A 24,853-nucleotide genomic window follows, 5' to 3' on the forward strand; every position below is an offset into this window, starting at 1 on the left:
CATGCCCATCGACGACCTGTGGTACCTCACCAAGCGCGGACCGGACAAGAAACGGCTTCCCTCCAAGCGGTACGGCCGGGGCAAGCGCTGGCGGGTGCGCTACGCCGATGCCGCCGGCGAGCCCCGGGAACGGCTGTTTGAGCGCAAGGTCGACGCGGAAGCCTTCGACCTCGAATGCCGCTCGGGCGTTGCGGCGGAGGTGAAGGCCAAGCGTGAGACGGACCGACTGACCTTCGCCGAGTACGCGCAGCGCTGGCAGGACTCACGGCAGGCGGGTTGGAGCGTCGAGACGCGGCGGCGTGTCCCGCAGAACCTTCGGAAGCGCCTGTTACCGACGTTCGGGGAGCGGGCCATTCGGTCGATCAACCTGACTGACGTGATGGCGTGGCTCGGCAGCCTACTCGACGAGGGTTCCGCCAAGTCCTCTATCGGCCTGTACTTCGGCGTCCTGAAGACGATTCTGAACGCCGCCGTCATCGACAAGGTGCTTCCCGAGAACCCTTGCGATGGCGTGAAACTTGCGCAGCTCCTGCGCGGGGTGTCACGGGCACCGAAGTGGGTGCCGACTGAGGATCAGGTACTCAAGCTGACCGAGGTTGTGCCCCGGCGATTCCGGGCGGCCATCTGGCTGGGAGCTGGTGAAGGCTTGCGCTTCGGCGAGGTCTTGGGCATGGAGGATGGGTCACGCTGCTTCGACTCTGCTCGTGAAGAGCTGCACGTTGTTCAGCAGTTGCGCCACTCCGTTGAACACTTCGGCGGCTTCTACCTCGCCCCACCGAAGAGCGGATCGGCCGGAACCATCGACCTGGATGCCGTAGTTGCGGAGGAGCTGGCAGCCCACATCAAGGAGGTTGGCCCAGTCGAATTCGAGCTTCCGGACATCACTGGCGGGAAGCCGCAGACCCGGCCTGCGGCTCTGCTGTTCACCACCTCCACCGGGAAGCTGATCACCGATCGGTACTGGTCCGAGCTGTGGGAAACCTGGCGGTCGGCTGCGGGCTGGCCCAAGGAAGGAACCTTCCACTCGCTGCGCCACTTCTTCGCCACGACGCTGATGAGCAACGGCGTCGAGCCGCAAGAGGTTCAGAAGGCGCTACGACACGCAAGCCTGCGGATCACGCTGGGAACCTACGTTCACTGGATGCCGAAGAGGGATCGGCGGCGTGGCCTGGTCGGGCAGATCCTCCGGCCAAGCAAGGACGGTCAGACGGTCGACCGGGTTGGTCAAGATCATCCCTAGCTTGTGCCCTGACTGTGCCAAGTGATCTTGTCTGGGCGTTCTTGCAGGCCACCCCCCGTCCCGTATCGCCCGATCAGGGATTGCACGTACTAATCCGGGGGTCCCTCGTGAAGCTCCTCCGGGCTGTGCCAAGATGGCCGGTTCCGCGCGGCCCCCGCCGGGAGGGCCGCGTACCGGATCATGGGTCCGCCGGTGGCCGGTCGGCGGCCGTGGGGTACGAAGTCAGGGTGAGTGCCCTCAGGCTGATCCCCTCCCCGATCCCCTCCCCGAGCACCACCCCGAGCGCCGACTGCCAGGGCAGCACCTCCTGCGATTGGTTGTACGAGACGACCGGTTCGGCGTGGTTCGCCGAGGGCAGCTACTGGATCCTGCTGAAGCCGCTGCGGGTGCTGCTGATCCTCGTGCTGGCGTTCCTCGCCCGCTGGGCGCTGCACCGGATGATCAAGCGGTTGGTCCGCACCACCGCCGACGGGGTGCCGACCATGTTGCGCCCGCTGCGGGAACGGGTGCCGACCGCCGGGCCGGAGCCCGGCGAGTTCGTCCCCGAGCGGCGCCGGCAGCGGACCGAGGCGATCGGGTCGGTGCTGCGCAGCCTGGTCACCGCGTTCGTCTTCGGCATCGCGCTGCTGATGATCCTGCGCGAGTTCAGCTTCGACCTGGCGCCGCTGCTGGCCAGCGCGGGCATCGCCGGTGTGGCCCTCGGCTTCGGCGCGCAGAGCCTGGTCAAGGACCTGATCGCCGGCCTGTTCATGCTGGTGGAGGACCAGTACGGCGTCGGCGACACGGTCGACCTGGGCGAGGCGACCGGCGTGGTGGAGTCGGTGGGGCTGCGGGTAACCACCGTCCGGGACGGCCGGGGCGTGCTCTGGTACATCCGCAACGGCGAGATCATCCGGGTGGGCAACAAGAGCCAGGGCTGGGCCCTGGTCGTGGTCGATCTGCCCATCGGGTTCGCCCGCACCGAGGAGGCGACGGCGGTGCTGCGGACCGCAGCGGCCTCGGTGGCGATGGACCCGGACCTGGCCCCGGAGATCGTGGAGGCGCCCGAGGTGCTGGGCGTCGAGCAGATGACCGTGGACGGCGCGGTGATCCGTACCGTCGTCAAGACCACCGCCGAGGGGCAGTTCGCGGTGGGGCGGGAGTTGCGCCGGCGGCTCGCCGAGGCGTTAGAGAATTCGGGCATAACCGCCCGGATCGCCGCCGCACGCCTCTACCCGGGCGTTCCGCTGCCCGCGCCGCAGGACGGGACTGCCGGCCGGACCGGGGCCGCCTGAACCAGAAGGACGTCGATGACCTGCGGTTCTCCTGACCGGTCGATCCAGGGGTCGCGGGCCGTGTGTCCCCTCGGGTATCGTCCGTTCGTTCAGTCGGAGATGCGACGATCAAACCGTTCGCCCTAGCCAGCCATCAGACGATCGGGCAGAATCCGGTACGCAACGCCACCTGCCGGAGCGTGATCACGTCTCGCTGATCCGTAGATCTGACGACGGTTTCCCGGGCAGGCCATCACGAGTGGCCCCCGCGGGGACGATGGAGGCCACGGTGTCCGACGAGCGACCCTCCCAGGAAGGTCCGGCAACTTTCAGTGAGGTGTTCGCCCAGCGGGAATACCGGGCAATCTTCGCCTCGAGTGCGCTCTCCTGGATCGGTGACTTCATCGCGAAGGCCGCGGTCACCGTGTTGGTCTACCACGAGACGCAGTCCGTGGGCTACTCGGCCGCCGCGTTCGCGGTCAGCTTCCTGCCCTGGCTGATCGGCGGCCCGCTGCTGGCCACCCTGGCGGAGCGGCACCGCTACCGCTCGGTGATGGTGGTGTGCGACGTGATCCGGATGGCCCTGATGGTGCTGGTCGCCATCCCGGGCAACCCGCCGTGGCTGATCCTCTGCCTGCTCTTCGCCACCACCCTGGCGAACCCGCCGAGCCAGGCCGCCCGGTCGGCGCTGATGCCGCTCATCCTCACCGGCGACCGGCTGGTGGTCGGGCTCTCGCTCAACAGCAGCACCGGCCAGGCCGCCCAGGTGATCGGCTACCTGATCGGGGCGGCCATCGCCGCGGTCAACCCGACCGCGGCCCTGCTGATCAACGCGGCCACCTTTGCCCTCTCGGCGGCCCTGGTCCGCTTCGGCATCAAGGACCGGCCGCCGGCGATGAGCCCGGCACACCGCAGCCATCTGCTGCGGGAGACCGGTGCCGGCTTCCGGATAGTCTTCGGCACCCCGGTCCTGCGGGCCGTCGCCCTGCTGGTGTTCAGCTCGATGCTCTTCTCGATCGTGCCGGAGGGGCTGGCCGCCGCCTGGGCGCGGGAGGGCGCCGGTGGCGACATGGACACCGGCGTGGCACAGGCCGTCATCATGGCCGCCAACCCGATCGGCTTCATCGTCGGCGGGCTGCTGGTCGGCCGGGCGGTCGCCCCGGCCCGCCGGCTGGTCCTGATCCGCCCGCTGGCGGTGCTCGCGCCGCTGGCCCTGGTGCCGGCACTGCTCGACCCGCCGCCGCTGGCGGTGGCCCTGCTCGCCGCCCTCTGCGGCTTCGCGGTGGCCGGGCTGCTCCCGGTCGCCAACGGGCTCTTCGTCCGGGCGTTGCCCAACGGCTACCGGGCCCGCGCGTTCGGGGTGATGGCCACCGGGGTGCAGGTGATCCAGGGCTTCGCCGTGCTGGCCACCGGCCTGCTCGCCGAGCGGTTCTCGATCCCGGTGGTGGTGGGCGCGTGGAGCGCCGCCGGGGTGCTGCTGATGGCGTTCACCGCCGCGCGCTGGCCCAACCGGGCAGCGATCGACTTTGCCATCGAGGCCGCCGGGAACGCCGACGGCCCGGTGCCGCCCCGGCCGGCGGGCGAGAGCGAGAGCCACGGCGAGAGCGACGGCGACGGGAAGCTGGGCAACCTGCCCGGTGAGCGCGGCCGCCCCAGCCACGCGGTGAGCTGATGGCCGGCCCGGGTGTGACGAGGACGGCAGCGCCCCGGCCGGTACGCCCCGGCCGGCCGCGTCCGCACCTGGCAGGATGGAACGGTGAATCCCGCAGGTGAGTCCGAGCGTGCCGTGACCCTCTTCGAGGCCGTCGGCGGCGAACCCACCTTCCGCAAGCTGGTGGACGAGTTCTACGCCGGCGTGGCCACCGACCCGCTGCTCCGGCCGATGTACCCGGAGGAAGATCTCGGCCCCGCGGCGGACCGGCTGACGCTGTTCCTGATGCAGTACTGGGGCGGCCCGAACAGCTACTCCACCCAGCGGGGGCACCCCCGCCTGCGGATGCGGCACGCCCCGTTCCGGATCGGCGCGGCCGAGCGCGACGCCTGGCTGCACCACATGCGTCGGGCCGTCGACCGGCTGGACCTGCCGCCGGAGATCGCCACCGCGCTCTGGGACTACCTGGAGCGGGCCGCGTACTTCATGGTCAACGCGATGGACGACCCGGCCGGCACGGCCTGACCGCGCCGGCACGACGCCCACAGGCCGGCACGGCCTGACCCGCGCCGGCACGACGCCCACCGGCCGGCACGACGCCACCGGCCGGTGCACCGGCCGGCACGACCCCGCCCGGGCCGCGCGGGGCGACCCGGGCGGGGTCGGATCAGAGCAGCGCGCCCTCGTCGTGCAGCCAGTCCACGAAGGTGCTGGCCACCGCGGCGCCACAGTCGAGCATCTCCACCAGGAGCGCGTCGTGCGTCCCGGCGCCGAGCGGCACCTGAAGCTCCGCGTAGATCGGCAACTGACCCCGCTCGGTGGGGTCGCCGATGTACGCCTTGCAGAACCGTCGAGTGTGGTTCCACTCGTTGACCACCCGGTATGCCCGGTCGGCCCAGTCGGGCGGCACGGTCGCGTGTGGACGAGCCCGCATCACCAGGATCTCGTCCTCCGGACCCTCCAGGGTGACCAGCACCGCGTGCCGCTCCCACATGGCCAGCAGGTTGCCGTCACCGTCGGCCAGGTAGCGCACGTCCAGCAGGTCGAGCGCGTCGCAGACCCGACGGAGGCTGACCGGCGCGACGGTGGCAGACATGTCCGCGACCATCGGACGGTCAGCGGGCAGGCTGTCGTCGCCTGGTTGACGTTGGGCCGGTGGTCCGACCCGGACGGTGCTGTCGTCCACTCTGATCCCGCTTCGAGTTTCCGGTTCGCCGCCACCGGCGGGACCGGGGCGCCATGACCACCACGGCATCGCTCGCGCACCTCACTCCCCAGCGGATCCACTCGCCTACGGTGCGTTGGATCCGAGGATGGACGGTACCCGGACAGCCGGGTTGAAGCATCCCCCCAACGGTAGCCCCGGGCCAGAAGAACGACCACCGGTCATACTTTCGGCTGAGTCCCGAGCGGTGTGACGGCGAGATCCGCAACCTTCTGCGACCACACGGCTCCGTATGGTCCCACCAGGCTGACCCATCGGCCGGCCACTCGCACCTGGACATCGCCGCCGGCCGCGTCGGGAGCGGCCGGCGCGGCGGGCCTGGCGGGCCCGGCGGCGCTGCCGGGGCGGCCCAGGAAGCCCATCCGGACCAACCCCTGAACCAACCGCTGGGCGATCTCGACCGGCGGGCCGGGTGGGTCGTCCGGGGTGACCACCACCGCCACGTGGTCGAGCAGGGCGTCGCGCAGGGCCCGCTGCCCGACCGCCCGGCCGGCCACCCCCTGTGCGGCGGCCTCCCGCAGCGTCCCCGCCGCCGCTTCGGCGATCCGCCACAGCTCCCCGGCCGGCAACGCCTCCACCGGCCGGCTCGTTGACGGCGGCAACGGCCAGTGCCACTGCGTGTCCCGCCGGGCCGGCAGGGCGTCCTCGCCGGCCGCCAGCCCGGCCAGCAACTCCCGGGCGGCGACCGTCACGTCGCCGTACCCGGCGCCATCCACCGTCCGGACAGCCAGCACACCCCACGGCAGCCGGGCCCAGAGCGCCGTGCGGCCGGTCGCCCCGGCCGGGCGGAGCCGGACCAGCGCCGCCGGGTCGAGCCGGACCAGCCGGGCCAGGAACGCGCCCGCGTCGGCCACCCCGGCCAGCCGGTGCCCGCCGCCGGCCAGGTCGGCCCCGGGCGGGCGCACCGGGCCGCTCACGCCGGCACCCCGGCCGGGCCGACCCCCGGCGCGTACGCGAGCAGGAAGGCCCGCTCCTCGTCGGTGATCCGCCGGGGCCGCTTGGCGACCAGGTCGAACGGGACCAGCACCGAACGGGCGGTGCTGGCCAGCGTGTCGCCGTCGTACAGCTCGTAGCCGACGGTGAACCGGGAGGCCCGGATCTCCTCCACCCACAGCTCGATCCGGACGGTGGGGGCGGCCTCCGCGGTGGCCCGGCCCAGGGCGTAGTCGACCGGGCGCAGGTAGTCGACCTCGTGCCGACGGATGACCACCCCGTCGGCGAACGAGCCCACCCCCCAGGCCCGGCCGCCGGCGAACATCAACGCCACCCGCGCCTCCTCGTACAGGGTGAGGAAGCGCGAGTTGTTGATGTGGCCGTACGCGTCCAGGTCGGACCAGCGCAGCGTGCAGTGGTAGACGAACCTGTCAGTCACGGGTGAGCTTGCGGTAGGTCACCCGGTGCGGGCGGGCCGCCTCGGCGCCAAGCCGATCGACCTTGTTCTTCTCGTACGCGTCGAAGTTGCCCTCGAACCAGAACCACTTCGCCGGGTCCTGCTCGTCGCCCTCCCAGGCCAGGATGTGCGTGGAGACCCGGTCGAGGAACATCCGGTCGTGGGAGATGACCACGGCGCAGCCGGGGAACTCCAGCAGCGCGTTCTCCAGGCTGGACAGGGTCTCCACGTCCAGGTCGTTGGTCGGCTCGTCGAGCAGGAGGACGTTGCCGCCGATCTTCAGGGTCAGCGCCAGGTTGAGCCGGTTGCGCTCGCCGCCGGAGAGCACCTTGGTCGGCTTCTGCTGGTCCGGCCCCTTGAACCCGAACGCCGCGATGTACGCCCGCGACGGCATCTCGACCTTGCCCACCATGAGGTAGTCCAGGCCGTCGGAGACGATCTCCCAGACGCTCTTGTCGCCGTCGAGGCCCTGCCGGTTCTGGTCGACGTACGACAGCTTGACGGTAGGGCCGACCCGGACCTCGCCGCTGGTCGGCTGCTCCAGCCCGACGATGGTCTTGAACAGGGTGGTCTTGCCGACGCCGTTGGGGCCGATGATGCCGACGATGCCGTTGCGCGGCAGCGAGAACGAGAGGTTGTCGATCAACAGGCGGTCACCGAAGCCCTTGCTCAGGTTCTGCGCCTCGATCACCGTGCTGCCCAGGCGCGGGCCCGGCGGGATCTGGATCTCCTCGAAGTCGAGCTTGCGGGTCTTCTCCGCCTCGGTGGCCATCTCGTCGTACCGGTCGAGGCGGGCCTTGGACTTGGTCTGCCGCGCCTTGGCGTTGGAGCGGACCCACTCCAGTTCCTCGGTGAGCCGCTTCTTCATCTTGGCGTCGCGGCGCCCCTCGACGGCCAGTCGGGCGGCCTTCTTCTCCAGGTAGGTGGAGTAGTTGCCCTCGTAGCCGATGGCCCGGCCGCGGTCCAGCTCCAGGATCCAGCCGGCCACCTTGTCCAGGAAGTACCGGTCGTGGGTGATCGCCATGACGGTGCCCGGGTACTTGGCCAGGTGCTGCTCCAGCCAGGAGACGCTCTCCGCGTCCAGGTGGTTGGTGGGCTCGTCGAGCAGCAGCAGGTCGGGCGCCTCCAGCAACAGCTTGCAGAGTGCCACCCGACGGCGCTCACCACCGGAGAGCTGCGTCACGTCGGCGTCCGGCGGCGGGCAGCGCAGCGCGTCCATGGCCAGTTCGAGCTTGGAGTCGATGTCCCAGGCGTCGAGATGGTCCAGCTCCTCCTGGAGCTTGCCCATCTCCTCCATCAGCTCGTCGGAGTAGTCCGTCGCCATCTGCTCGGCGATGGAGTTGAACCGCTCCAGCTTGGCCTTGGTTCCCGCGACCGCCTCCTCGACGTTGCCGAGGACGGTCTTGGCATCGTTGAGCGGGGGCTCCTGGGCGAGCATGCCGACGGTGTAGCCGGGCATCAACCGGGCCTCGCCGTTGCTCGGCTTGTCCAGCCCTGCCATGATCTTGAGGAGGCTGGACTTACCGGCGCCGTTCGGGCCGACCACACCGATCTTGGCCCCCGGCAGGAAGCTCAGCGTCACATTGTCGAGCACGACCTTGTCGCCGTGCGCCTTGCGCGCCTTTTCCAGGACGTAGATGTACTGGGCCACGGTGCGGGCTACCTCCATAGGTTGTGATCTTCGAGGCCTGCGGTGCGGGCGCGGCGCGGGCTCCGAAGGTGCCGCTCGTCGCCGCCGGCCGGAGCCAGGCCCACCGCAGGCCATCCTCAATCCTGACAGGTACGGCCCGCCGCGCCCACATCACCCCGCCCAGGGGGTACGCCGAGAAGCCACCTCGGCCGATCACCGAGCCCCGGTCGAGGTGGGCGCCGTGATCACCTTCACGGTTCGGCGATTGTGGGACGGGTACCTAACTGCGACACGAGGCATCAGAGGCCGCGGCTACGCTCAGTACGCTCGAACGCGGTGGACCCGTCAGCACCCGGAGGTGGCCGATCGTGACCGTCCGCAGTTCCTTTGTCGTAGTGGCGAACCGACTACCGGTCGACGAGGTGAACACCCCGGAGGGGCGCCAGTGGCGTCGCAGCCCCGGCGGCCTGGTCACCGCGCTGCACCCCGTTCTCGTCGAACAGCAGGGCACCTGGGTCGGCTGGGCCGGCGGCACCGGCGCCGCCCCCGAGCCGTTCGACCTGGAGGGAATCCGGCTGCACCCGGTGCCGCTGAGCGCCGAGGAGCTGGAGCGCTACTACGAGGGCCAGTCGAACGCGACGATCTGGCCGCTCTACCACGACGCGGTGGAGACCCCGGCGTACAAGCGCCGCTGGCGCGAGGCGTACCGGCTGGTCAACGCGCGGTTCGCGGAGGCCGCTGCGGAGGTCGCGGCAGAGGGCGCGACGGTCTGGGTGCAGGACTACCAGCTCCAGTTGGTGCCGGCGATGCTCCGCGAGCTCCGCCCTGACCTGCGGATCGGCTTCTTCCTGCACATCCCGTTCCCGCCGATCGAGCTGTTCATGCAGATGCCGTTCCGCGCCGAGATCCTGCGCGGGCTGCTCGGCGCGGACCTGGTCGGCTTCCAGCAGCGGCTGGCCGCGCAGAACTTCGTCCGGCTGGCCCGGCACCTGCTCGGGCTGCGCTACGAGGGGCAGATGATCCAGGTCGACGGCCGTCAGGTGAAGGCGGGCGCCTTCCCCATCTCGATCGAGACCAGGGAGATGGAGCGGCTGGCCGAGGACCCGGCGATCCAGGCCCGGGCCAAGCAGATCCGCGAGGAGCTGGGCAACCCGAAGACGATCATCCTGGGCGTCGACCGGCTGGACTACACGAAGGGCATCGAGCTCCGGCTCAAGGCCTTCCGCGAGTTGCTCGCCGACGGCAAGCTGACCGTGCCGGACGCCGTCATGGTGCAGGTCGCCACGCCGAGCCGGGAGCGGGTGGAGCACTACCAGGCGCTCCGTGTCAAGGTCGAACGTGAAGTCGGCCGGATCAACGGCGAGTTCGGAAGGGTGGGCGTGCCTGCGGTGCACTACCTGCATCAGTCGTACAGTCGCAGTGAACTGGCGGCGATGTACGTGGCCGCCGACGTAATGATGGTGACCCCCCTTCGAGACGGAATGAATCTAGTGGCCAAGGAGTACGTCGCATCGCGCGCCGACCTGGGTGGCGCGCTCGTGCTCAGTGAGTTCGCCGGCGCAGCCACCGAGCTGCGCCAGGCATTTTTGTGTAATCCGCACGATCCTGACGCCGTCAAGGACGCGTTGCTCAAGGCCGTGCATGTCGAGAAGCCCGAGGCCCGCCGGCGCATGCGTGTCATGCAGCGGCACCTGCGCACCCACGATGTGGGGCACTGGGCGAAGTCGTTCCTCACCGAGCTTGGTGTCCCCGATTCGGAGGCTGCGTGAACACGTCCGTCCATGACGGGGCGGCCTTGGCCGCAGGAGTGTTGGATCCCGAGCTTCGGGCCGCCATCGGCCGGATAGCCCGGGTCCCCCAACTCCTCGTCGCCTGCGACTACGACGGCACCCTCGCGCCGATCGTGGAGGACCCGAGCAAGGCCGTGCCGCTGCCCGAGTCGGTCGCGGCCGTCCGGGCGCTCGCCGCGCTGCCGCAGACCACGGTGGCTGTGGTCTCCGGCCGGGCGCTACGCGACCTGGCCACGCTCTCCCGGCTACCCAGCGAGGTGCACCTCGTCGGCAGCCACGGCTCCGAGTTCGACATCGGCTTCGTCGAGCGGCTCTCCCCGGAGCTGATCGCCGTACGCACCCGGCTGCGCGAAGCGCTACGCGAGATCGCCAACACCCACCCGGGTGTCCGGCTGGAACGCAAGCCGGCCAGCGTCGCGGTGCACACCCGCGGGCTCGACCCGCAGGTGGCTGCCGCCGCCGCAGCGGCCGTCGAGAACGGCCCCGCCACCTGGGACGGCGTGACCGTCACCCGGGGTAAGGAGGTCATCGAGTTGTCGGTGGTGGCGACCCACAAGGGCACCGCCGTCGACCAGCTCCGCGCCCAGCTCTCGGCCAGCGCGGTGCTCTTCATCGGCGACGACGTCACCGATGAGAACGCCTTCGGCAACCTCAGCGGCCCGGACCTCGGCATCAAGATCGGGCTCGGCGACACGAAGGCCGACTACCGGGTCACCGAGCCGATCGAGGCTGCCCGGGCGCTGGGTCTGCTGCTGGAGACCCGGCGGCACTGGCTCTTCGGCGAGCGGGCCGTGCCGATCGAGCGGCACTCGATGCTCGCCAACGGGCGTACCATCGCGCTGCTCACCCCCGAGGCGAAGGTCACCTGGCTCTGCCACCCCAAGCCGGACTCGGCGGCGATCTTCGCCGACCTGGTCGGCGGCAGCCCCGCCGGGCACTTCAGCGTCGCCCCGGAGCGCGGTGGCATTCCGCTCGGCCAGCGCTACCGCTCCGGCACGATGACGGTGGAGACCCGCTGGTCGGGCCTCACGGTCACCGACTGGCTGGACAAGCCGTCCCGGGATACCACCCCGGACGGCCCGCCGGTCATCGCCGGCGACTCGACCCTGATCCGGGTGCTCACCGGCTCCGGGCGGGTCCGGGTGGAGTTCGCGCCCAGGCCCGAGTTCGGCCAGGTGGCCACCCAGCTCCAGCCGGTCGGCGACGGGCTGCTCGTGCTCGGCTCCAACGAGCCGGTCGCGCTCTACTCCCCCGGCGTCGAGTGGCAGGTCAGCAGCGACGGCGGGTACGAGACGGCCAAGGCTGTCGTGGACCTCTCCGCAGCCGGCGGGCAGGTGGTGCTGGAGCTGCGCTTCAGCACGCACAGCCTGGAGCACCACCGGTTGCCCATCCACGAGCGGCAGGCCGCTGCCGAGCAGCCGTGGAAGGACTGGGTGGCCTCGCTGCGGCTGCCCACCACCGCCCGGGACCTGGTCGCCCGCAGCGCCCTGACCCTGCGCGGGCTCTGCCACGAGGCGAGCGGGTCGATCCTCGCTGCGGCGACCACCTCGCTCCCCGAGGAGCTGGGCGGCGTCCGCAACTGGGACTACCGGTACTGCTGGCTGCGCGACGCGTCGATGACCGCGCGGGCGCTGGTCGACCTCGGCTCCATCGAGGAGGCCGAGGGGCTGCTGCGCTGGGTGGACGGCTGTATCGAGCGCACCGGCGGCCACCCCGAGCGGCTGCACCCGCTCTACACGGTCGACGGGTACGAGCTGGGCGCCGAGGCGGTCATCGACACCCTGCCCGGGTACGCCGGCTCCCGGCCGGTACGGGTCGGCAACCTGGCCAACCACCAGCTCCAGCTCGACGTGTTCGGCCCGATCGCCGACCTGATCGCCGCCGTCGCCGACGCCCGGGGCTCGGTCCGCGAGGACGAGTGGCGGGTGCTGGAGAACATGGTCGAGGCGGTCCGCCGCCGCTGGCACGAGCCCGACCACGGCATCTGGGAGGCCCGCCTCCCTCCCCGGCACCACATCTTCTCCAAGGTGATGTGCTGGATGACCGTCGACCGGGCACTGCACGTGGTGCGCCAGCACGGCGGGGAGAACCGGGAAGAGTGGGTGGAGCTTCGCGACCGGATCGGCGCCAACGTGCTGGAGTATGGCTGGCACGAGGACGCGCAGGCGTACAGCGTCGCGTACGGCGACGAGGACATGGACGCCTCCTCCCTGTGGATCGGCCTCTCCGGGCTGCTCCCGGGCGATGACCCGCGCTTCCTCTCCACGGTGCTGAAGATCGAGGCGGACCTGCGCAGCGGCCCGGTCGTCTACCGGTACCACTGGGACGACGGCCTGCCCGGGCGCGAGGGCGGCTTCCACATCTGCACGGCGTGGCTGATCGAGGCGTACCTGCGCACCGGTCGGCGCACCGACGCGGAGGAGCTGTTCACCCAGATGATCGACACGGCGGGCCCGACGGGGCTGCTCCCCGAGCAGTACGACCCGCTGGCCGAGCGCGGGCTGGGCAACCACCCGCAGGCGTACAGCCATCTCGGCCTGATCCGCTGTGCCCTGCTGCTGGACAACATGCTCAAGCACTGAGCTGACGCACGACGACGGCCGGAGATCCACTTCTCCGGCCGTCGTCGTGTGTGCGGGGGCCCCTACCCCACCCCAGCAGGACCCCCCTATCAATTGACATCCACCACTTGCCCTGTTTGGCTGCGCACGGTGACGTCGAGATCGACGAGGCCGAATTCTTGCCGTACCAGGACGGGAGATGCCCTAGTGAAGAGAGTGACGAAGGCCCTGCGCGGGGTGGGTGCGGCGCTGAGCGCCGCGCTGATGGTCGCCGGGGTCGTGGTGGCCGGGCCCGCGCCGGCCTCGGCCGCCAACTACTACTACGAGCTGCCCTATCCGGCGGGTGAGTCCTACCGGGTGACCCAGGGGCCGGAGGGCACCTACTCGCACGTCGGCCCCTACAACGAGTACGCCTGGGACTTCGGGCTCCCGGCCTGGTACGAGGTCTCCGCCGTGCAGGCGGGCACCGTCCTCATCTCGAACTGGTCGGTGTACCCGGGCAACGGCATCGAGGTGATGATCCGGCACTCGAACGGCCAGTGCAGCCACTACATCCACCTGAACCAGGCGATCTACAACACCGGCGACTGGGTCCCGCAGGGCCGGGTCATCGGCTCGTCGGGCGCCACCGGCAACGCCACCGGCGCGCACCTGCACTTCCAGATCATCAACTGCAACACCCGGGTGGGCATCCCCGCCTCGCTCCAGGGCTGGTCCCCGCCCACCGGCTCCTGGCCCGTAAGCGTCAACACCCGCGCCTGAGGTGTAAGGAGGGGCACCTTGTTAACGCTTTCGGTATAGCAGGGGGCCCCTCTTAACACCCGGCACGGCTGGGCTGCCGCCCACGGCGGGGAGGCTCTGATCAGCCGCCGGCCGGCTCAGCCGCTAAGCCCCCGCTCAGCCGCTAAGCCCCGGCTCAGCCGCTAAGCCCGGCTCAGCCGTCGAGCACGCCCACCACGTCACCGACGACCACCACGGCCGGCGGCCGGATCCCCTCGGCGACCGCGTCGGCGGCCACCGCCCCGAGCGTCGACCGGAGCACCCGCTGCCCGCCGGTCGTGCCCTCCTGCACGACCGCCGCCGGGGTCTCGGCAGGGCGGCCGTGGGTGAGCAGCGTCGCGGTGATCGCGGCCAGGTTCTTCAGCCCCATCAGGATCACCAGCGTGCCGCGAAGCCCGGCGAGGGCCTCCCAGCGCACCAGCGAGGCCGGCGAGTCGGGCGCGACGTGCCCAGAGACGACGGTGAACTCGTGCGCCACCGCGCGATGGGTGACCGGGATGCCGGCCGCTGCCGGGACGGCGATCGCGCTGGTCACCCCGGGAACCACGGTCACCGGCACCCCGGCCGCCGCGCAGGCCAGCAACTCCTCGCCGCCCCGGCCGAAGACGTACGGGTCGCCGCCCTTGAGCCGGACCACGAACGCGCCGGCCAGGGCCCGGTCGACGAGGATCCGATTGATCTCCTCCTGGGCTCGGAACGGCCCGTACGGGATCTTCGAGGCGTCCACCAGCTCGACGCCCGCGCGCAGTTCGTCGAGGAGCAGCCCGGGCACGAGCCGGTCGGCGACCACCACGTCGGCCTCGGTGAGCAGCCGCCACCCCTTCACGGTGATCAGCTCCGGGTCACCCGGTCCGGCCCCGACGAGCGCCACCCGCCCGGGCGCCCGGTCGACGGCGGGCTCACCCCGTCCGGGGGTGTCAACAGCGGGCCCCTCCTCTACCGAATCCGTTAACAGGGTGCCCTTCCTTGCGCTCAGGAGGGCGCGGATGGCGTCGCGGACCGACATGGCGCGGCGGGGATCGCCGCCGCCGAGGACGGCGACCGTCACCGGGCCGTGCCGGGTGACGGCCGGGGTCCAGGCGCTGGCGGCGACCCGGTCGTCGGCGCGGACGCAGAAGATCCGGCGTTCGGCGGCGGCGGCGCTGACCGCCTCGGCGGCCACCGGATCGTCGATGGCGGCCTGGACCAGCCAGGCGCCGTCGAGGTCGGCAGGGGCGAAGCGGCGTGCCTCCCAACGCAGCCGCCCGGCGTCGACGTGGGCCCGCAGCGCCGGGGTCAGCTCCGGCGAGACGAGCAGGACGTCCGCGCCGGCGTCGAGCAGCGCCGGCACCCGCCGGGTGGCTACCGCTCCCCCGCCCACCACGACCACCCGCCGCCCGGCCAGCCGCAACCCCAGCGGGTACGGGTTGCTCACTTCTCGGCCACCCCGGCCGAGTCGAAGGTCGCCACCTCGTGCAGCACCCGAACCGCGCCGGTGACCACCGGCAGAGCGAGCAGCGCGCCGGTGCCCTCACCGAGGCGCAGCCCGAGGTCGATCAGCGGGTCGAGCCCGAGGTGACGCAGCGCGGCGGTGGCGCCCGGCTCGGCGGAGCGGTGCCCGGCGACCATCGCGCCCACGGCGTCCGGGGCGAACGCGGCGGCGGCAAGCGCAGCACTGACCGCGATCACCCCGTCGAGCAGCACCGGGACGCGCCGGGCGGCGGCGGCGAGGATCAGCCCGGTCAGGGCGGCGTGCTCCAGGCCGCCGACTGCGGCGAGCACGCCCAACGGATCGGCCGGGTCGGGGGCGTGCCGGGCCAGCGCGGCCCGGACCACCTCGATCTTCCGCGCGTACGTCGGGTCGTCCACGCCGGTGCCCCGGCCGGTCGCCTCGGCCGGGTCGACTCCGGTGAACGCGGCGATGAGCGCGGCGGCGGGGGTGGTGTTGCCGATGCCCATGTCCCCGGTGAGCAGGATGCCGGCCCCGGCGTCGATCAGCTCGCGGGCGATGCGGATGCCGGTTTCCACGGCGGCCCGGGCCTCGTCGCGGGTGAGGGCGGCGGTGACGGCGAGGTCCCGGGTGCCGCGCCGCACGTTCGCCGACACGAGGCGGGGCGGCCCGGCGATCGGCTGGCCGCCGGGGGTCGCGGGGCGGGCCGACGGGGCGGACGGCAGCGGGGTGGACGGCAGCGGGGTGGCGACGCCGACGTCGACCACGGTGACCGAGGCGCCGGCCTGCCGGGCGAACGCGTTGACCACCGCCCCGCCGGCCAGGAAGTTGCCGATCATCTGCGCGGTCACCTCCTGCGGCCAGGGGGTCACGCCCTGGGCGTGCACGCCGTGGTCGCCGGCGAAGATCGCCACCGCGGCCGGCTGGGGCAGCGGCGGCGGGCAGACCCCGGCCAGCCCGGCGAGCCGCACGGAGAGCTCCTCCAGGGCACCCAGCGAGCCGGGCGGCTTGGTGAGCCGGCCCTGGAGCTCCCCGGCAGCAACCATCGCCGGCTCGTCGAGCGGCCGGATCGCCGCAATCGTGGACTCGAGCATCATGCCTCCAGGATCTCCGCGAGCACCTCGGTGAACGCGTCGGTGGTCACCCTGTCGCGGACGGCCACCCGCAGCCAGTCGGGACCGAGGCCGGGGAAGGTGTCGCCCCGGCGTACCGCCCAGCCGCGCTCGCGCAGGCGCTGCCGCACCTCGGCCGCGCCGTCGAGGTGGACGAGGACGAAGGCGCTGGCCGGGCGGCCCGCGACGCGTACCCCGGCAAGGGCCGACAGGCGGGCGGCCAGGTGGTCGCGGTCGGCGGCCAGCTCGGCGGCGATCGCGCGCTCGGCGGCGACGGCGGTCGGGGACGCGCAGGCGGTGGCGGCGGCGAGCGCCGGGGTGGAGACGGCCCAGAGCGGCTGCGCCTCGGCGAGCCGGGCCAGCAGCGGGGCCTCGCCGAGCAGGTAGCCGATCCGCAGCCCGGCCAGCCCCCAGGTCTTGGTGAGGCTGCGCACCACGACCAGGCCGGGCAGGTCGCGCCGGGCGGCCAGGGACTCGGGCTCGCCGGGTACGCCGGGCGCGGCGGTGGTGTCGGCGAACGCCTCGTCGACGACGAGGACCCGGCCGGGGCGGGCCAGCGCGGCGAGCCCGACGGCCGGGTGCAACACGGAGGTGGGGTTGGTCGGGTTGCCGATCATGACGAGGTCGGCGTCGTCCGGCACCCGGGCGGGGTCGAGCCGGAAGTCCTCCGCCGGGTCGAGCAGCACCCGCTCGACGCGGTGCCCGGCGGCCCGCAGGGCGGCCTCCGGCTCGGTGAACTGGGGGTGCACGACCACCGGCCGGTGTGCCCCGGTCAGGGCCCGGGCGAGCAGCACGAACCCCTCGGCGGCCCCGGCGGTGAGCAGTACCTCCTCCGGGGGACGCCCGTGCCGGGCGGCAACGGCGGCGCGCGCCGGCCGGGGGTCCGGGTACGCGGCCAGCTCGCCCAGGGCTGCGGTGATCGGGGCGGCCAGCCAGTCCGGCATCGGGGCCCGGCGCACGTTGACCGCGAGGTCGACCAGGCCGTCGCCGACCTCGGCGTCCCCGTGGTGGCGGAGATCCGGGTCGTCCCCGGCGGGGGAGGTCGGCAGCAGCGGAGCACGCATGTCCGCGATCCTGCCGGGAAGCCGCCGTGCGGGACAGCGCATCCCGGCGTGGGCCGCGTCACCACCCGGTCACCTGCCCTCCCGTTTACGAGTTCTTCTCATTTCCGAATCGGAAATGTCATAGCTTGACCCTGTGAGCAACCGACCCCTTGCTGGTACTGGTCGTCTCGTCCCTCTCCTGCGCGCCGGACTGATCGCCGGCATCGTGATCGCCGGAGCCCTCTATCCGCTGGCGGCCCTCACCGGCCTCGGCGCCAAGGCGACCGCGCACGCCGTGGAGCAGAAGACGGACGTCCTGCGCACCGCGCTGCCTGCCGAGACCTCGTACCTGTACGCGCCGGACGGCAAGACCGTGCTGACGATGTTCTACGAGGAGTACCGGCGCTACACGAAGCTGTCGGACATGTCCCCGAACATCCAGCAGGCCATCGTCTCCGCCGAGGACAGTCGCTTCTACCAGCACCACGGCGTCGACCCGAAGGGCGTCGCCCGGGCCTTCGTGGCCAACTCCCGCTCCGGCGGAGTGTCCCAGGGTGCGTCGACCCTGACCATGCAGTTCGTCCGGATGGCCCTGCGGGACAGCGCCCGGACCCCCAAGGAGGTCCAGGAGGCCACCCAGCAGAACAGCCTGCGCAAGGTCAAGGAGATGCGGATGGCCCTGGACGTGGAGAAGGAGTTGAGCAAGGAGCAGATCATGGAGCGCTACCTCAACTCCGCGTACTTCGGTCACCGCGCGTACGGCATCTACGCCGCCGCGCAGATCTTCTTCTCCAAGACGCCGGCCACCCTCACCCCGGGAGAGGCGGCCACCCTCGCCGGCCTGGTCAAGTCCCCGTCGGAGTTCGACCCGGTGACCTCCGACCAGAAGGACGCCACCGGGCGGCGCAACTACGTGCTGGACCGGATGTCCCAACTCGGCTACCTCTCGCCCGACGCCGCGGCGGTGGCGAAGTCCGAGCCGATCCGGCTGCGGCTGACCGACCCGACGAACGACTGCGCCGCGCTGCCCCAGCAGTACAACACCTGGGGCTTCGCCTGCGACTACCTGAAGAACTGGTGGAGCTCTCAGCCGGCGTTCGGCGAGAACCGGCTCGAACGGATGGACCGACTGCGCCGGGGCGGTTACCGGATCGTGCTCAGCATCGACCCGAAGATCCAGGCGGCGGCCGAGAAGAACGTCGGGGCCAAGGAGAACACCGGCAGCCCGTTCGCCAACGGCATCGTGGTCTCCGAGCCCGGCACCGGACGGGTGAAGGCGATGGCGGTCAACCGGACGTACTCGCTGGACATCAGCGAGAACCAGGCCAGCTCCAACCCCGAGGCGGGGCCGAAGGTGAAGGCGAACTTCCCGAACACGGTGGCACCGCTGCTCGGCGGCGGCGACCTCGCCGGTTACCAGGCCGGATCGACGTTCAAGATGTTCCCGATGCTGGCCGCACTCAACGCCGGGATGCCGCTGTCCACCGCCTACGACTCGCCGTACCGGTACCGGTCGGCGATGTACGACGGGTGGGCGCCGTCCAACGCCAGCGGGGCGATGACCGGCCGGCAGACCATGTGGTCCGGGTTCGGCAAGTCGGTGAACACCTACTTCGTCCAACTGGAGGAGAAGATCGGGGCCGACGCGGCGGTCCGGCTCGCCGAGCAGCTCGGGCTGCGCTGGCGCACCGACGTCGACCGGGAGCACGCGTCGCCGGACAAGGCGAAGAAGTGGGGCGCGTTCACCCTGGGCGTCTCCGACGCCACCCCGCTGGAGATGGCGAACGCCTACGCCGCGATCGCCGCCGACGGGCGGTACTGCGAGGCGGTGCCGGTGCAGTCGATCAGCAACCGGGACGGCACCCCGACGACGTACAGCACAGTCGGCGGGATCCAGCGGGAGGTCGCCAAGCCGCGCTGCCGACAGGTGGTCGGCGCGGACGCGGCCCGGGCCGCCACCGACGCCGCACGCTGCCCCACCGGGGACACCCCGGCGAAGGGGAGCTGTGGGGGCTGGTCGACGGCGGACAGCGTGCGGCACACCGTGGGACGGCCGGTGGCCGGCAAGACCGGCACCACGGACAGCACCCGATCGGCCTGGTTCGTCGGGTACACCCCGGAGCTGGCGGCGGCGAGCTTCATCGCCGACCCGGACAACCCGTTCAACGCGGTGGGTGACGGCCAGTCCCAGGTCCCGATCGGCGCGGTGGCACAGACCCTCCGCGACGGCCTCAAAGGCCAACCCACCCGCCAGTTCACCCCACCGTCGGACATGATCGTGGGCTGACCGCGGTCATCACGGCGCCTGCCCGGCCCGGTGCCTCCGGTGCCGTGGTGGCCCGCCGCGGCCAGTGGTGACCGTCATACGGGTAGCCTCGACCCGTGTACCGGTTCCTCCTGACGCCACGCTGGCTGGGCATCCTCGCGCTGACCCTGGTCGCTGCGGCCGTGATGGTGTTGCTCGGCAACTGGCAGCTGGACCGCTATCAAGGGCGGACCGCGATCAACGAGCGGATCGACGCCGGCGAGCGGATGAATCCCGTGCCGCTGCGGGACGCCGTGCCCGCCCCGAACGGGGGTGCCGGCACCGCGGGCTCTGCTCCCGCCGACGAGGCCACCTGGACCCGCGTCACCGTGACCGGCCGGTACGACACCGCGAACATCGTCCTGGTGCGCGGCCGGACCGTCGACAACCGGGTCGGCTTCGAGGTGGTCACCCCGCTGGTCCTCGCCGACGGCACGGCCGTGCTGGTGGATCAGGGCTGGGTGCCGCCCGCCCCGGGCGGGGCCATGGCGCAGCCACAGCTTCCGCCGGTGCCCCCGGGCGAGGTGACCGTGGTGGGTCGGGTACACCCGACCGAGAGCGGCACCGGCGCCATCGGCCGGCGCGAGGGCCGGCTGGAGGCTCGACGGATCGGCGTGCCCCGGCTGGCCCGCGAGCTGCCGTACCCGGTGCACGGCGCGTTCGTCCTGCTGGACGAGCAGACGCCGACGGCCGACCCGCTGTTCCGGGCGGTGCCGATCGGGCACACCAACAACTGGCAGAACCTCGGCTACGTGGTGCAGTGGTGGCTCTTCGCCGCCATGACGCTCTTCGGCTACGGCTGGGTGGCCCGGCGGGAGGCCCGCCGGATGGCCGGGCTGGACGGGCCGCACCTGCCGATCGACCGGGCCGCCGAGCGGACCCCGTCATGATCGACTCGACGTGATCGACTAGGTCATGGTCGACTTGGTCATGGTCGACGGGACCACGACGTCAAAAGATCTGGAACGGATCACGAGCGGCCGACGGACGATCGGCGGATCCCGGAACGTGGCGGGAAGTTGTAGTCTCCGCCGAGTGATCAACTCCCCTGGGGGTCACGGTGACTCCTGATCCCAGCCTGCCACCGTCCCAGCCAGCGCCGCCGCACCCCGACCCGTCGCACCCCGACCCGTCCCATCCGGAGTATCCGTCGGAGCCGGTGACGGCCACGCACCCGTCGGCCGATCCGTGGGCGGTAACCCCTCGGTCGACGACGTATTCGACCCCGCCGGCCGGTTTTCCGGCCACGCCCGACCCGCTCGCCACGCCCGACCCGCTCGCCACGCCACCGCCCATCGCGCCGACCGCCGCGTTCCCCGCACCGCCGGCCGACCACTTCCCGGTGCCCCCGGCCCAGCACCCCGCCCCACCGATCCAGCTCTCCGGGCCGCCGGCCCAGCATTTCGCCCCACCCGCGCAGTACTCCGCACCGCCCGCGCAGTACTCCGCCCCACCGGACCAGTACTCCGCACCGCCCGCCCAGTACTCCGCACCGCCCGCCCAGTACTCCGCCCCACCAGCCGTGGGCCGGCTCGGGCCGCACCCGCCGATGCTCGCGCCGCAGACGGGGCTCCCGCTCCTCGGGCCGCAGTATGCGACGCCGTCCGTGGTGGCAGTACAGATCGGCGAGATCATGGTGACGCCACCGGAGATCCGTACGCCCGCCGGTGTGCTGCCCCTGGCCGGGGCGCAGTGGCACGTCGCCGACTACTGGCAGCGGGAGGAGAAGATCGCCACCTGGGCGCTCGTCTGCGCCATCCTCGGCTTCTTCTGCCTCACCATCTTCAGCCTGCTCTTCCTGCTGATCAAGGAGACCCGGCACCACGGGACCGTGCAGGTCACGGTCACCAGCGGCCACCGGCAGTACGTGGCTCGCATCCCCGTCACCGACCAGGCCCAGGTGATGCACCTCAACAACCAGGTCAACTACGCCCGGTCCCTGTCCACGGCCTGACGACACCGGGGGCGGCGGCCGGTCAGGTGCGGCGGCCGGCGTGGACGGCCCGAACGGCGTCGATCGTGTCCGCCTCGGCGGCGGCCTTGTCGCCGCGGTAGCGGACCACCCGGGCGAAGCGCAGCGCCATCCCGCCCGGATACCGGGAACTGGTCTGCACGCCGTCGAAGGCGATCTCCACGACCTGCTCGGGGCGGACCCGGACCACCCGGTCGCCCCGCTCAACGGCGAGGCCGAGGAACCGCTCGGTCTGCCAGCGCAGCATCTCGTCGGTGAGTCCCTTGAACGTCTTGCCGAGCATGACGAAGTCACCGGTACGCGGGTCCCGCGCGCCGAGGTGCAGGTTCGACAGCCATCCGCTGCGCCGGCCGCTGCCCCACTCCACCGCGAGGACCACCAGGTCCAGGGTGTGCCGGGGCTTCACCTTCACCCAGGCCGCGCCGCGCCGGCCGGCATCGTAGGGGGCGTCGAACGACTTGACCACCACCCCCTCCTGACCGGCGTCCAGGGCCGCGGCGAAGGCCGCCCCGGCCGGCTCCGGCCCGTTGACCTCCACGCGGCCGACCAGCAGCGCCGGATCAACCGCGCCGGCCAGCGCCGCCCACCGTTGGTGGCCGGGCCGGTCGATGAGGTCGTCCCCGTCGAGGTGCAGCAGGTCGAAGAAGTACGGCGTGAGCACGGCCCCACCGGTGGTCTCGGCGGCGGTGAGCACGGCCGGGGCGACGGGGGCGGGGCCGGTGGGGCTCGGGGTGGCCCGGCGGGCGGCCCGGCCGGACGTCTGCTGGAACGGCAACGGCCGGCCCGTCTCGTCGAGGCCGATCGCCTCACCGTCGAGCACCAACTCGCGGGCGGGCAGCGCCCGGACGGCGGCGACCACCTCGGGCACCCGGGCGGTGATCTCGTCCAGGCTGCGGGTGAAGACCGCGATGTCGGAACCGGAACGGTGCACCTGGATGCGAATGCCGTCGAGCTTCACGTCGACCATGGCGGGGACGCCGGTCGCGGCCAGCGCCTCGTCGACCGTGGGGGCGCTGGACGCCAGCATCGGGGCGAGCGGTCGGCCGACCTGAAGCCCGAATTCGGCCAGCGCCCCCGCGCCGCCGTGCAGGGCTGCCCCGGCGACCGCCCGCAGGTCACCGGCGAGCAGCAGGGCCCGGCGGACGGCGCCGAGCGGCACCTCGGCGGCGCGGGCGACCGCGTCGGCGAGCAGCCCCGCCTGGGCACCCTGGCGCAGTTCGCCGCTGAACAGCCCGCGCAGCATGCGCTGCTCGTCGGTGGTGGCGGAGGCGAAGAGGGCAGCGAGGAGCGCCCGACGCCGGGCCTGGGAACCGGAACCGTGCACCCCCGCGATCTCGTCGATCGCGGCGTCGACCGCGGTGACGGTCAGGGTCGGTTCGGCGGCCGGCGGGGGCAGGTCGTGCAGGCTGGCCCAGCCCACCCCGGTCTGGCGTTGCCGCAGCTCACCGGCGAGCCAGCCGGAGCCCGCCGAGACCTCGGCCGGGTCGAGCGCCCGCAACGCCACGGCGAGCAGTTCCACCTTGGCCCGCCGGCCGCTGGTGGCACCCACGGCGGCGGAGGTGGCCGCCAGGTCGAGAAACCGCACGGGTTCATCCTGCCAGCCACCCCCGACACCGCTGGGGATACGCGGCGCACACCGGAAGTTGCCGCTTCCGGTCGACACCGCCCACCCCGCTCAGAGCCGCACCCCGCTCAGGACCGCACAAGCTCCGGGCCCTCGGAGCCGCACCCCTTCGAACCGCGCCGGAGCCCGGCCGACGGGGTGGCGGACTCACACCGGGACGGGCTCCTCGATCCGCAGGCCGCGGGCGCGCACCTCGTCGGCGACCCGGGTGAGCACCGCGTCGAGCGCGACCAGGGCCGTGGAGAGATCGCCGATCCGTTCCTTGAGCGTGTCCTCGGACCACGCGGAGACGTCCACGTCCCCCAGAGCGCTGACGGCGGCCTCCAGCCGGGTCATCACCTCGTTCGTACTCATGTTCGAAAGGCTATAACAGCGCATCACTCGACACACCGAGAACACCCCGATGAACTGGGACGTTACGGTTTCGTCACCTGACTCCGTTCGTACCCGCGACGGCCACCCTGGCCAGCAGCAACGCCTCGGCACGGCAGACCCGGGCGAACTCGCCGAGGTGCAGGCTCTCGTTCGGGCCGTGCGCCCGGGCGTACGGGTCCTCGACCCCGGTCACCAGGATCGCGGCCTGCGGAAACATCTCCTGGAAGGTGGCGATGAACGGGATCGAGCCGCCGATGCCGATGTCCACCGGGCTGGTGCCGTCCCAGGCGGTACGGAAGGCGTCGCGGGCCGCGTCGAACATCGGGCCGGTGGCGTCGATGACGCACGGCTCGCCGTCGTGCTCGAACGTCACCGTCACCCGGGCGCCCCACGGCGCGTGCTTCGTCAGGTGCTCCTGAAGCGCCGCGTACGCCCGCTTCGGGTCGTCGCCCGGCGCCAGCCGCACGCTCAGCTTGGCCTTCGCGGCCGGGACCAGGGCGTTCGGGGCCTCGCCGGTGGCCGGGGCGTCGATGCCGAGCACGGCGAGCGCCGGCTTGGTCCAGATCCGGTCGGCGATCCGGCCGGTACCGATGAGCGACACGCCCTCGGCCAGCCCGGCCTCGGCCCGAAACCGTTCCTCCGGGTAGTCCACGGCCGCGCCCTCGCGCCCGATCAGCCCCGCGACCGCCACGTCACCGGCGTCGTCGTGCAGGGTGGCCAGCAGCCGGGCCAGCGCGGTCAGCGCATCCGGCACCGCGCCGCCGAACATGCCGCTGTGCACGGCGTGGTCCAGGGTGCGGACCTCGACGAAGCAGTTGACGATGCCGCGCAGCGAGGTGGTCAGCGCCGGCACGCCGACGTCCCAGTTCGCGGAGTCGGCGATCACGATGACGTCCGAGGCGATCTCGTCGCGGTGCTCGGCGAGCAGCCGCTCCAGCGAGTCCGAGCCGTATTCCTCCTCGCCCTCGATGAAGAGGACCACGCCGACCGGGAGTTGGTCGCCGAAGGCACGCAGCGCCGCGACGTGCGCCATGATCCCGGCCTTGTCGTCGGCGGCGCCCCGGGCGTACAGGCGGCCGTCCCGCTCGACGGGCTCGAACGGGTCCGACTCCCACAGCGACAGGTCGCCGACCGGCTGCACGTCGTGGTGGGCGTAGAGCAGGACGGTCGGCGCGCCGGGCGGGGCGGCCTTCTTCCCGATCACCGCAGGCTGCCCGCCGGAGCGCACGATCCGCACGTCGAGGTGGCAGCCGCGCAGCAGCTCCGCCACGGCCTCGGCGGACCGCTCGACGTGCGAGTGGTCGAAGCCCTCGAAGGCGATGCCGGGGATGCGGACAAGTCGTTCCAGGTCAGCCCGGACGCCGGGCAGTTCCCGCTCGACGGCGGCCCATACCTCGGCGTCGGACATGATCGAAAGTGTCATGGCCGGCATCGTATGCCGGCCTTACCCGCCCCGGCCGCCCCAGCCCGCCG

20 protein-coding genes are annotated in these 24,853 nt (G+C 72.2%); 10 read left to right on the forward strand and 10 right to left on the reverse strand.

Translation table 11 applies throughout. The features are described 5' to 3' along the window. Position 1 precedes the first annotated feature (1 nt). The 4 genes from SNR22_RS26240 (at position 2) to SNR22_RS26255 (ending at position 4,669) form a co-directional block, all read left to right on the forward strand. Positions 2–1,240 (forward strand): tyrosine-type recombinase/integrase, encoded by a 1,239-nt coding sequence (locus SNR22_RS26240; RefSeq protein ID WP_320069336.1) that lies wholly within the window; start codon positions 2–4, stop codon positions 1,238–1,240. A 227-nt stretch (positions 1,241–1,467) separates the two neighbouring features. Then, positions 1,468–2,514 carry a mechanosensitive ion channel family protein gene (locus SNR22_RS26245; RefSeq protein WP_413775711.1) on the forward strand — a complete coding sequence of 349 codons (1,047 nt, stop codon included), beginning with the start codon at positions 1,468–1,470 and terminating at the stop codon, positions 2,512–2,514. Positions 2,515–2,770: 256 nt separating this feature from the next. Then, positions 2,771–4,165 carry an MFS transporter gene (locus tag SNR22_RS26250; RefSeq protein ID WP_320069337.1) on the forward strand — a complete coding sequence of 465 codons (1,395 nt, stop codon included), beginning with the start codon at positions 2,771–2,773 and terminating at the stop codon, positions 4,163–4,165. 84 nt (positions 4,166–4,249) lie between these two features. After that, positions 4,250–4,669 carry a globin gene (locus tag SNR22_RS26255; RefSeq protein ID WP_320069338.1) on the forward strand — a complete coding sequence of 140 codons (420 nt, stop codon included), beginning with the start codon at positions 4,250–4,252 and terminating at the stop codon, positions 4,667–4,669. A gap of 142 nt (positions 4,670–4,811) precedes the next feature. On the opposite strand, the gene SNR22_RS26260 is transcribed toward SNR22_RS26255, so the two are convergent. The 4 genes from SNR22_RS26260 to ettA form a co-directional block, all read right to left on the reverse strand. Beyond that, positions 4,812–5,399 carry a YbjN domain-containing protein gene (locus SNR22_RS26260; RefSeq protein ID WP_320069339.1) on the reverse strand — a complete coding sequence of 196 codons (588 nt, stop codon included), beginning with the start codon at positions 5,397–5,399 and terminating at the stop codon, positions 4,812–4,814. 131 nt (positions 5,400–5,530) lie between these two features. Further along, positions 5,531–6,286: a hypothetical protein gene (locus SNR22_RS26265; protein WP_320069340.1), complete on the reverse strand. Its 756-nt coding sequence runs from the start codon at positions 6,284–6,286 to the stop codon at positions 5,531–5,533. After that, positions 6,283–6,741: a thioesterase family protein gene (locus SNR22_RS26270; protein ID WP_320069341.1), complete on the reverse strand. Its 459-nt coding sequence runs from the start codon at positions 6,739–6,741 to the stop codon at positions 6,283–6,285. Before SNR22_RS26270 ends, SNR22_RS26265 begins: the two co-directional genes overlap by 4 nt. Further along, entirely contained in the window at positions 6,734–8,410 is a 1,677-nt protein-coding gene (ettA, locus tag SNR22_RS26275) for an energy-dependent translational throttle protein EttA (protein WP_320069367.1), read from the reverse strand. Before ettA ends, SNR22_RS26270 begins: the two co-directional genes overlap by 8 nt. 347 nt (positions 8,411–8,757) lie before the next feature. Between ettA and SNR22_RS26280 the strand changes: the two genes are divergently transcribed. The 3 genes from SNR22_RS26280 (at position 8,758) to SNR22_RS26290 (ending at position 13,502) form a co-directional block, all read left to right on the forward strand. Next, positions 8,758–10,158 (forward strand): trehalose-6-phosphate synthase, encoded by a 1,401-nt coding sequence (locus SNR22_RS26280; RefSeq protein WP_320069342.1) that lies wholly within the window; start codon positions 8,758–8,760, stop codon positions 10,156–10,158. Then, positions 10,155–12,761, forward strand: coding sequence for a trehalose-phosphatase (gene otsB, locus SNR22_RS26285; RefSeq protein ID WP_320069343.1), 2,607 nt, complete (start codon positions 10,155–10,157; stop codon positions 12,759–12,761). Before SNR22_RS26280 ends, otsB begins: the two co-directional genes overlap by 4 nt. A gap of 186 nt (positions 12,762–12,947) precedes the next feature. Beyond that, a complete protein-coding gene (locus SNR22_RS26290) occupies positions 12,948–13,502 on the forward strand; it encodes a M23 family metallopeptidase (RefSeq protein WP_320069344.1) in 555 nt (184 codons plus the stop codon). Positions 13,503–13,674: 172 nt separating this feature from the next. Here the strand turns inward: SNR22_RS26290 and cobA are convergent, their stop codons facing one another. From cobA to cobC, 3 genes are read right to left on the reverse strand one after another with little or no spacing between them, the layout of a single operon-like run. Then, a complete protein-coding gene (gene cobA / locus SNR22_RS26295) occupies positions 13,675–14,934 on the reverse strand; it encodes a uroporphyrinogen-III C-methyltransferase (RefSeq protein WP_320069345.1) in 1,260 nt (419 codons plus the stop codon). Then, positions 14,931–16,043 carry a nicotinate-nucleotide--dimethylbenzimidazole phosphoribosyltransferase gene (gene cobT, locus SNR22_RS26300; protein WP_320069368.1) on the reverse strand — a complete coding sequence of 371 codons (1,113 nt, stop codon included), beginning with the start codon at positions 16,041–16,043 and terminating at the stop codon, positions 14,931–14,933. The genes cobA and cobT overlap by 4 nt, the downstream gene beginning before the upstream one ends. Next, on the reverse strand, positions 16,043–17,125 hold the full coding sequence (cobC, locus tag SNR22_RS26305) for an Rv2231c family pyridoxal phosphate-dependent protein CobC (RefSeq protein ID WP_413775712.1): 1,083 nt from the start codon (positions 17,123–17,125) through the stop codon (positions 16,043–16,045). Before cobC ends, cobT begins: the two co-directional genes overlap by 1 nt. 133 nt (positions 17,126–17,258) lie before the next feature. On the opposite strand from cobC, the gene SNR22_RS26310 reads away from it, so the two are divergent. The 3 genes from SNR22_RS26310 to SNR22_RS26320 all read left to right on the forward strand — a co-directional run bounded on the left by SNR22_RS26310 (position 17,259) and on the right by SNR22_RS26320 (position 21,363). Beyond that, the gene (locus tag SNR22_RS26310) at positions 17,259–19,391 is read left to right on the forward strand and encodes a transglycosylase domain-containing protein (protein WP_320069347.1); all 2,133 of its coding nucleotides are present in this window, start codon (positions 17,259–17,261) and stop codon (positions 19,389–19,391) included. A 95-nt stretch (positions 19,392–19,486) separates the two neighbouring features. Continuing rightward, positions 19,487–20,299, forward strand: a complete 813-nt coding sequence (locus SNR22_RS26315) for an SURF1 family protein (protein WP_320069348.1) — start codon at positions 19,487–19,489, stop codon at positions 20,297–20,299. A 170-nt stretch (positions 20,300–20,469) separates the two neighbouring features. Next, complete coding sequence (locus SNR22_RS26320) at positions 20,470–21,363, forward strand: hypothetical protein (protein ID WP_320069349.1); 894 nt, start codon at positions 20,470–20,472, stop codon at positions 21,361–21,363. 22 nt (positions 21,364–21,385) lie between these two features. Here the strand turns inward: SNR22_RS26320 and SNR22_RS26325 are convergent, their stop codons facing one another. The 3 genes from SNR22_RS26325 to SNR22_RS26335 all read right to left on the reverse strand — a co-directional run bounded on the left by SNR22_RS26325 (position 21,386) and on the right by SNR22_RS26335 (position 24,803). Beyond that, on the reverse strand, positions 21,386–22,966 hold the full coding sequence (locus SNR22_RS26325) for an ATP-dependent DNA ligase (RefSeq protein ID WP_320069350.1): 1,581 nt from the start codon (positions 22,964–22,966) through the stop codon (positions 21,386–21,388). A gap of 186 nt (positions 22,967–23,152) precedes the next feature. Then, positions 23,153–23,359, reverse strand: coding sequence for a hypothetical protein (locus SNR22_RS26330; RefSeq protein ID WP_320069351.1), 207 nt, complete (start codon positions 23,357–23,359; stop codon positions 23,153–23,155). A gap of 73 nt (positions 23,360–23,432) precedes the next feature. Continuing rightward, positions 23,433–24,803 carry a dipeptidase gene (locus SNR22_RS26335; RefSeq protein ID WP_413775713.1) on the reverse strand — a complete coding sequence of 457 codons (1,371 nt, stop codon included), beginning with the start codon at positions 24,801–24,803 and terminating at the stop codon, positions 23,433–23,435. Positions 24,804–24,853 lie beyond the last annotated feature (50 nt).

The organism is Micromonospora sp. RTGN7, assembly GCF_033804645.1.
Lineage (GTDB): Bacteria > Actinomycetota > Actinomycetes > Mycobacteriales > Micromonosporaceae > Micromonospora.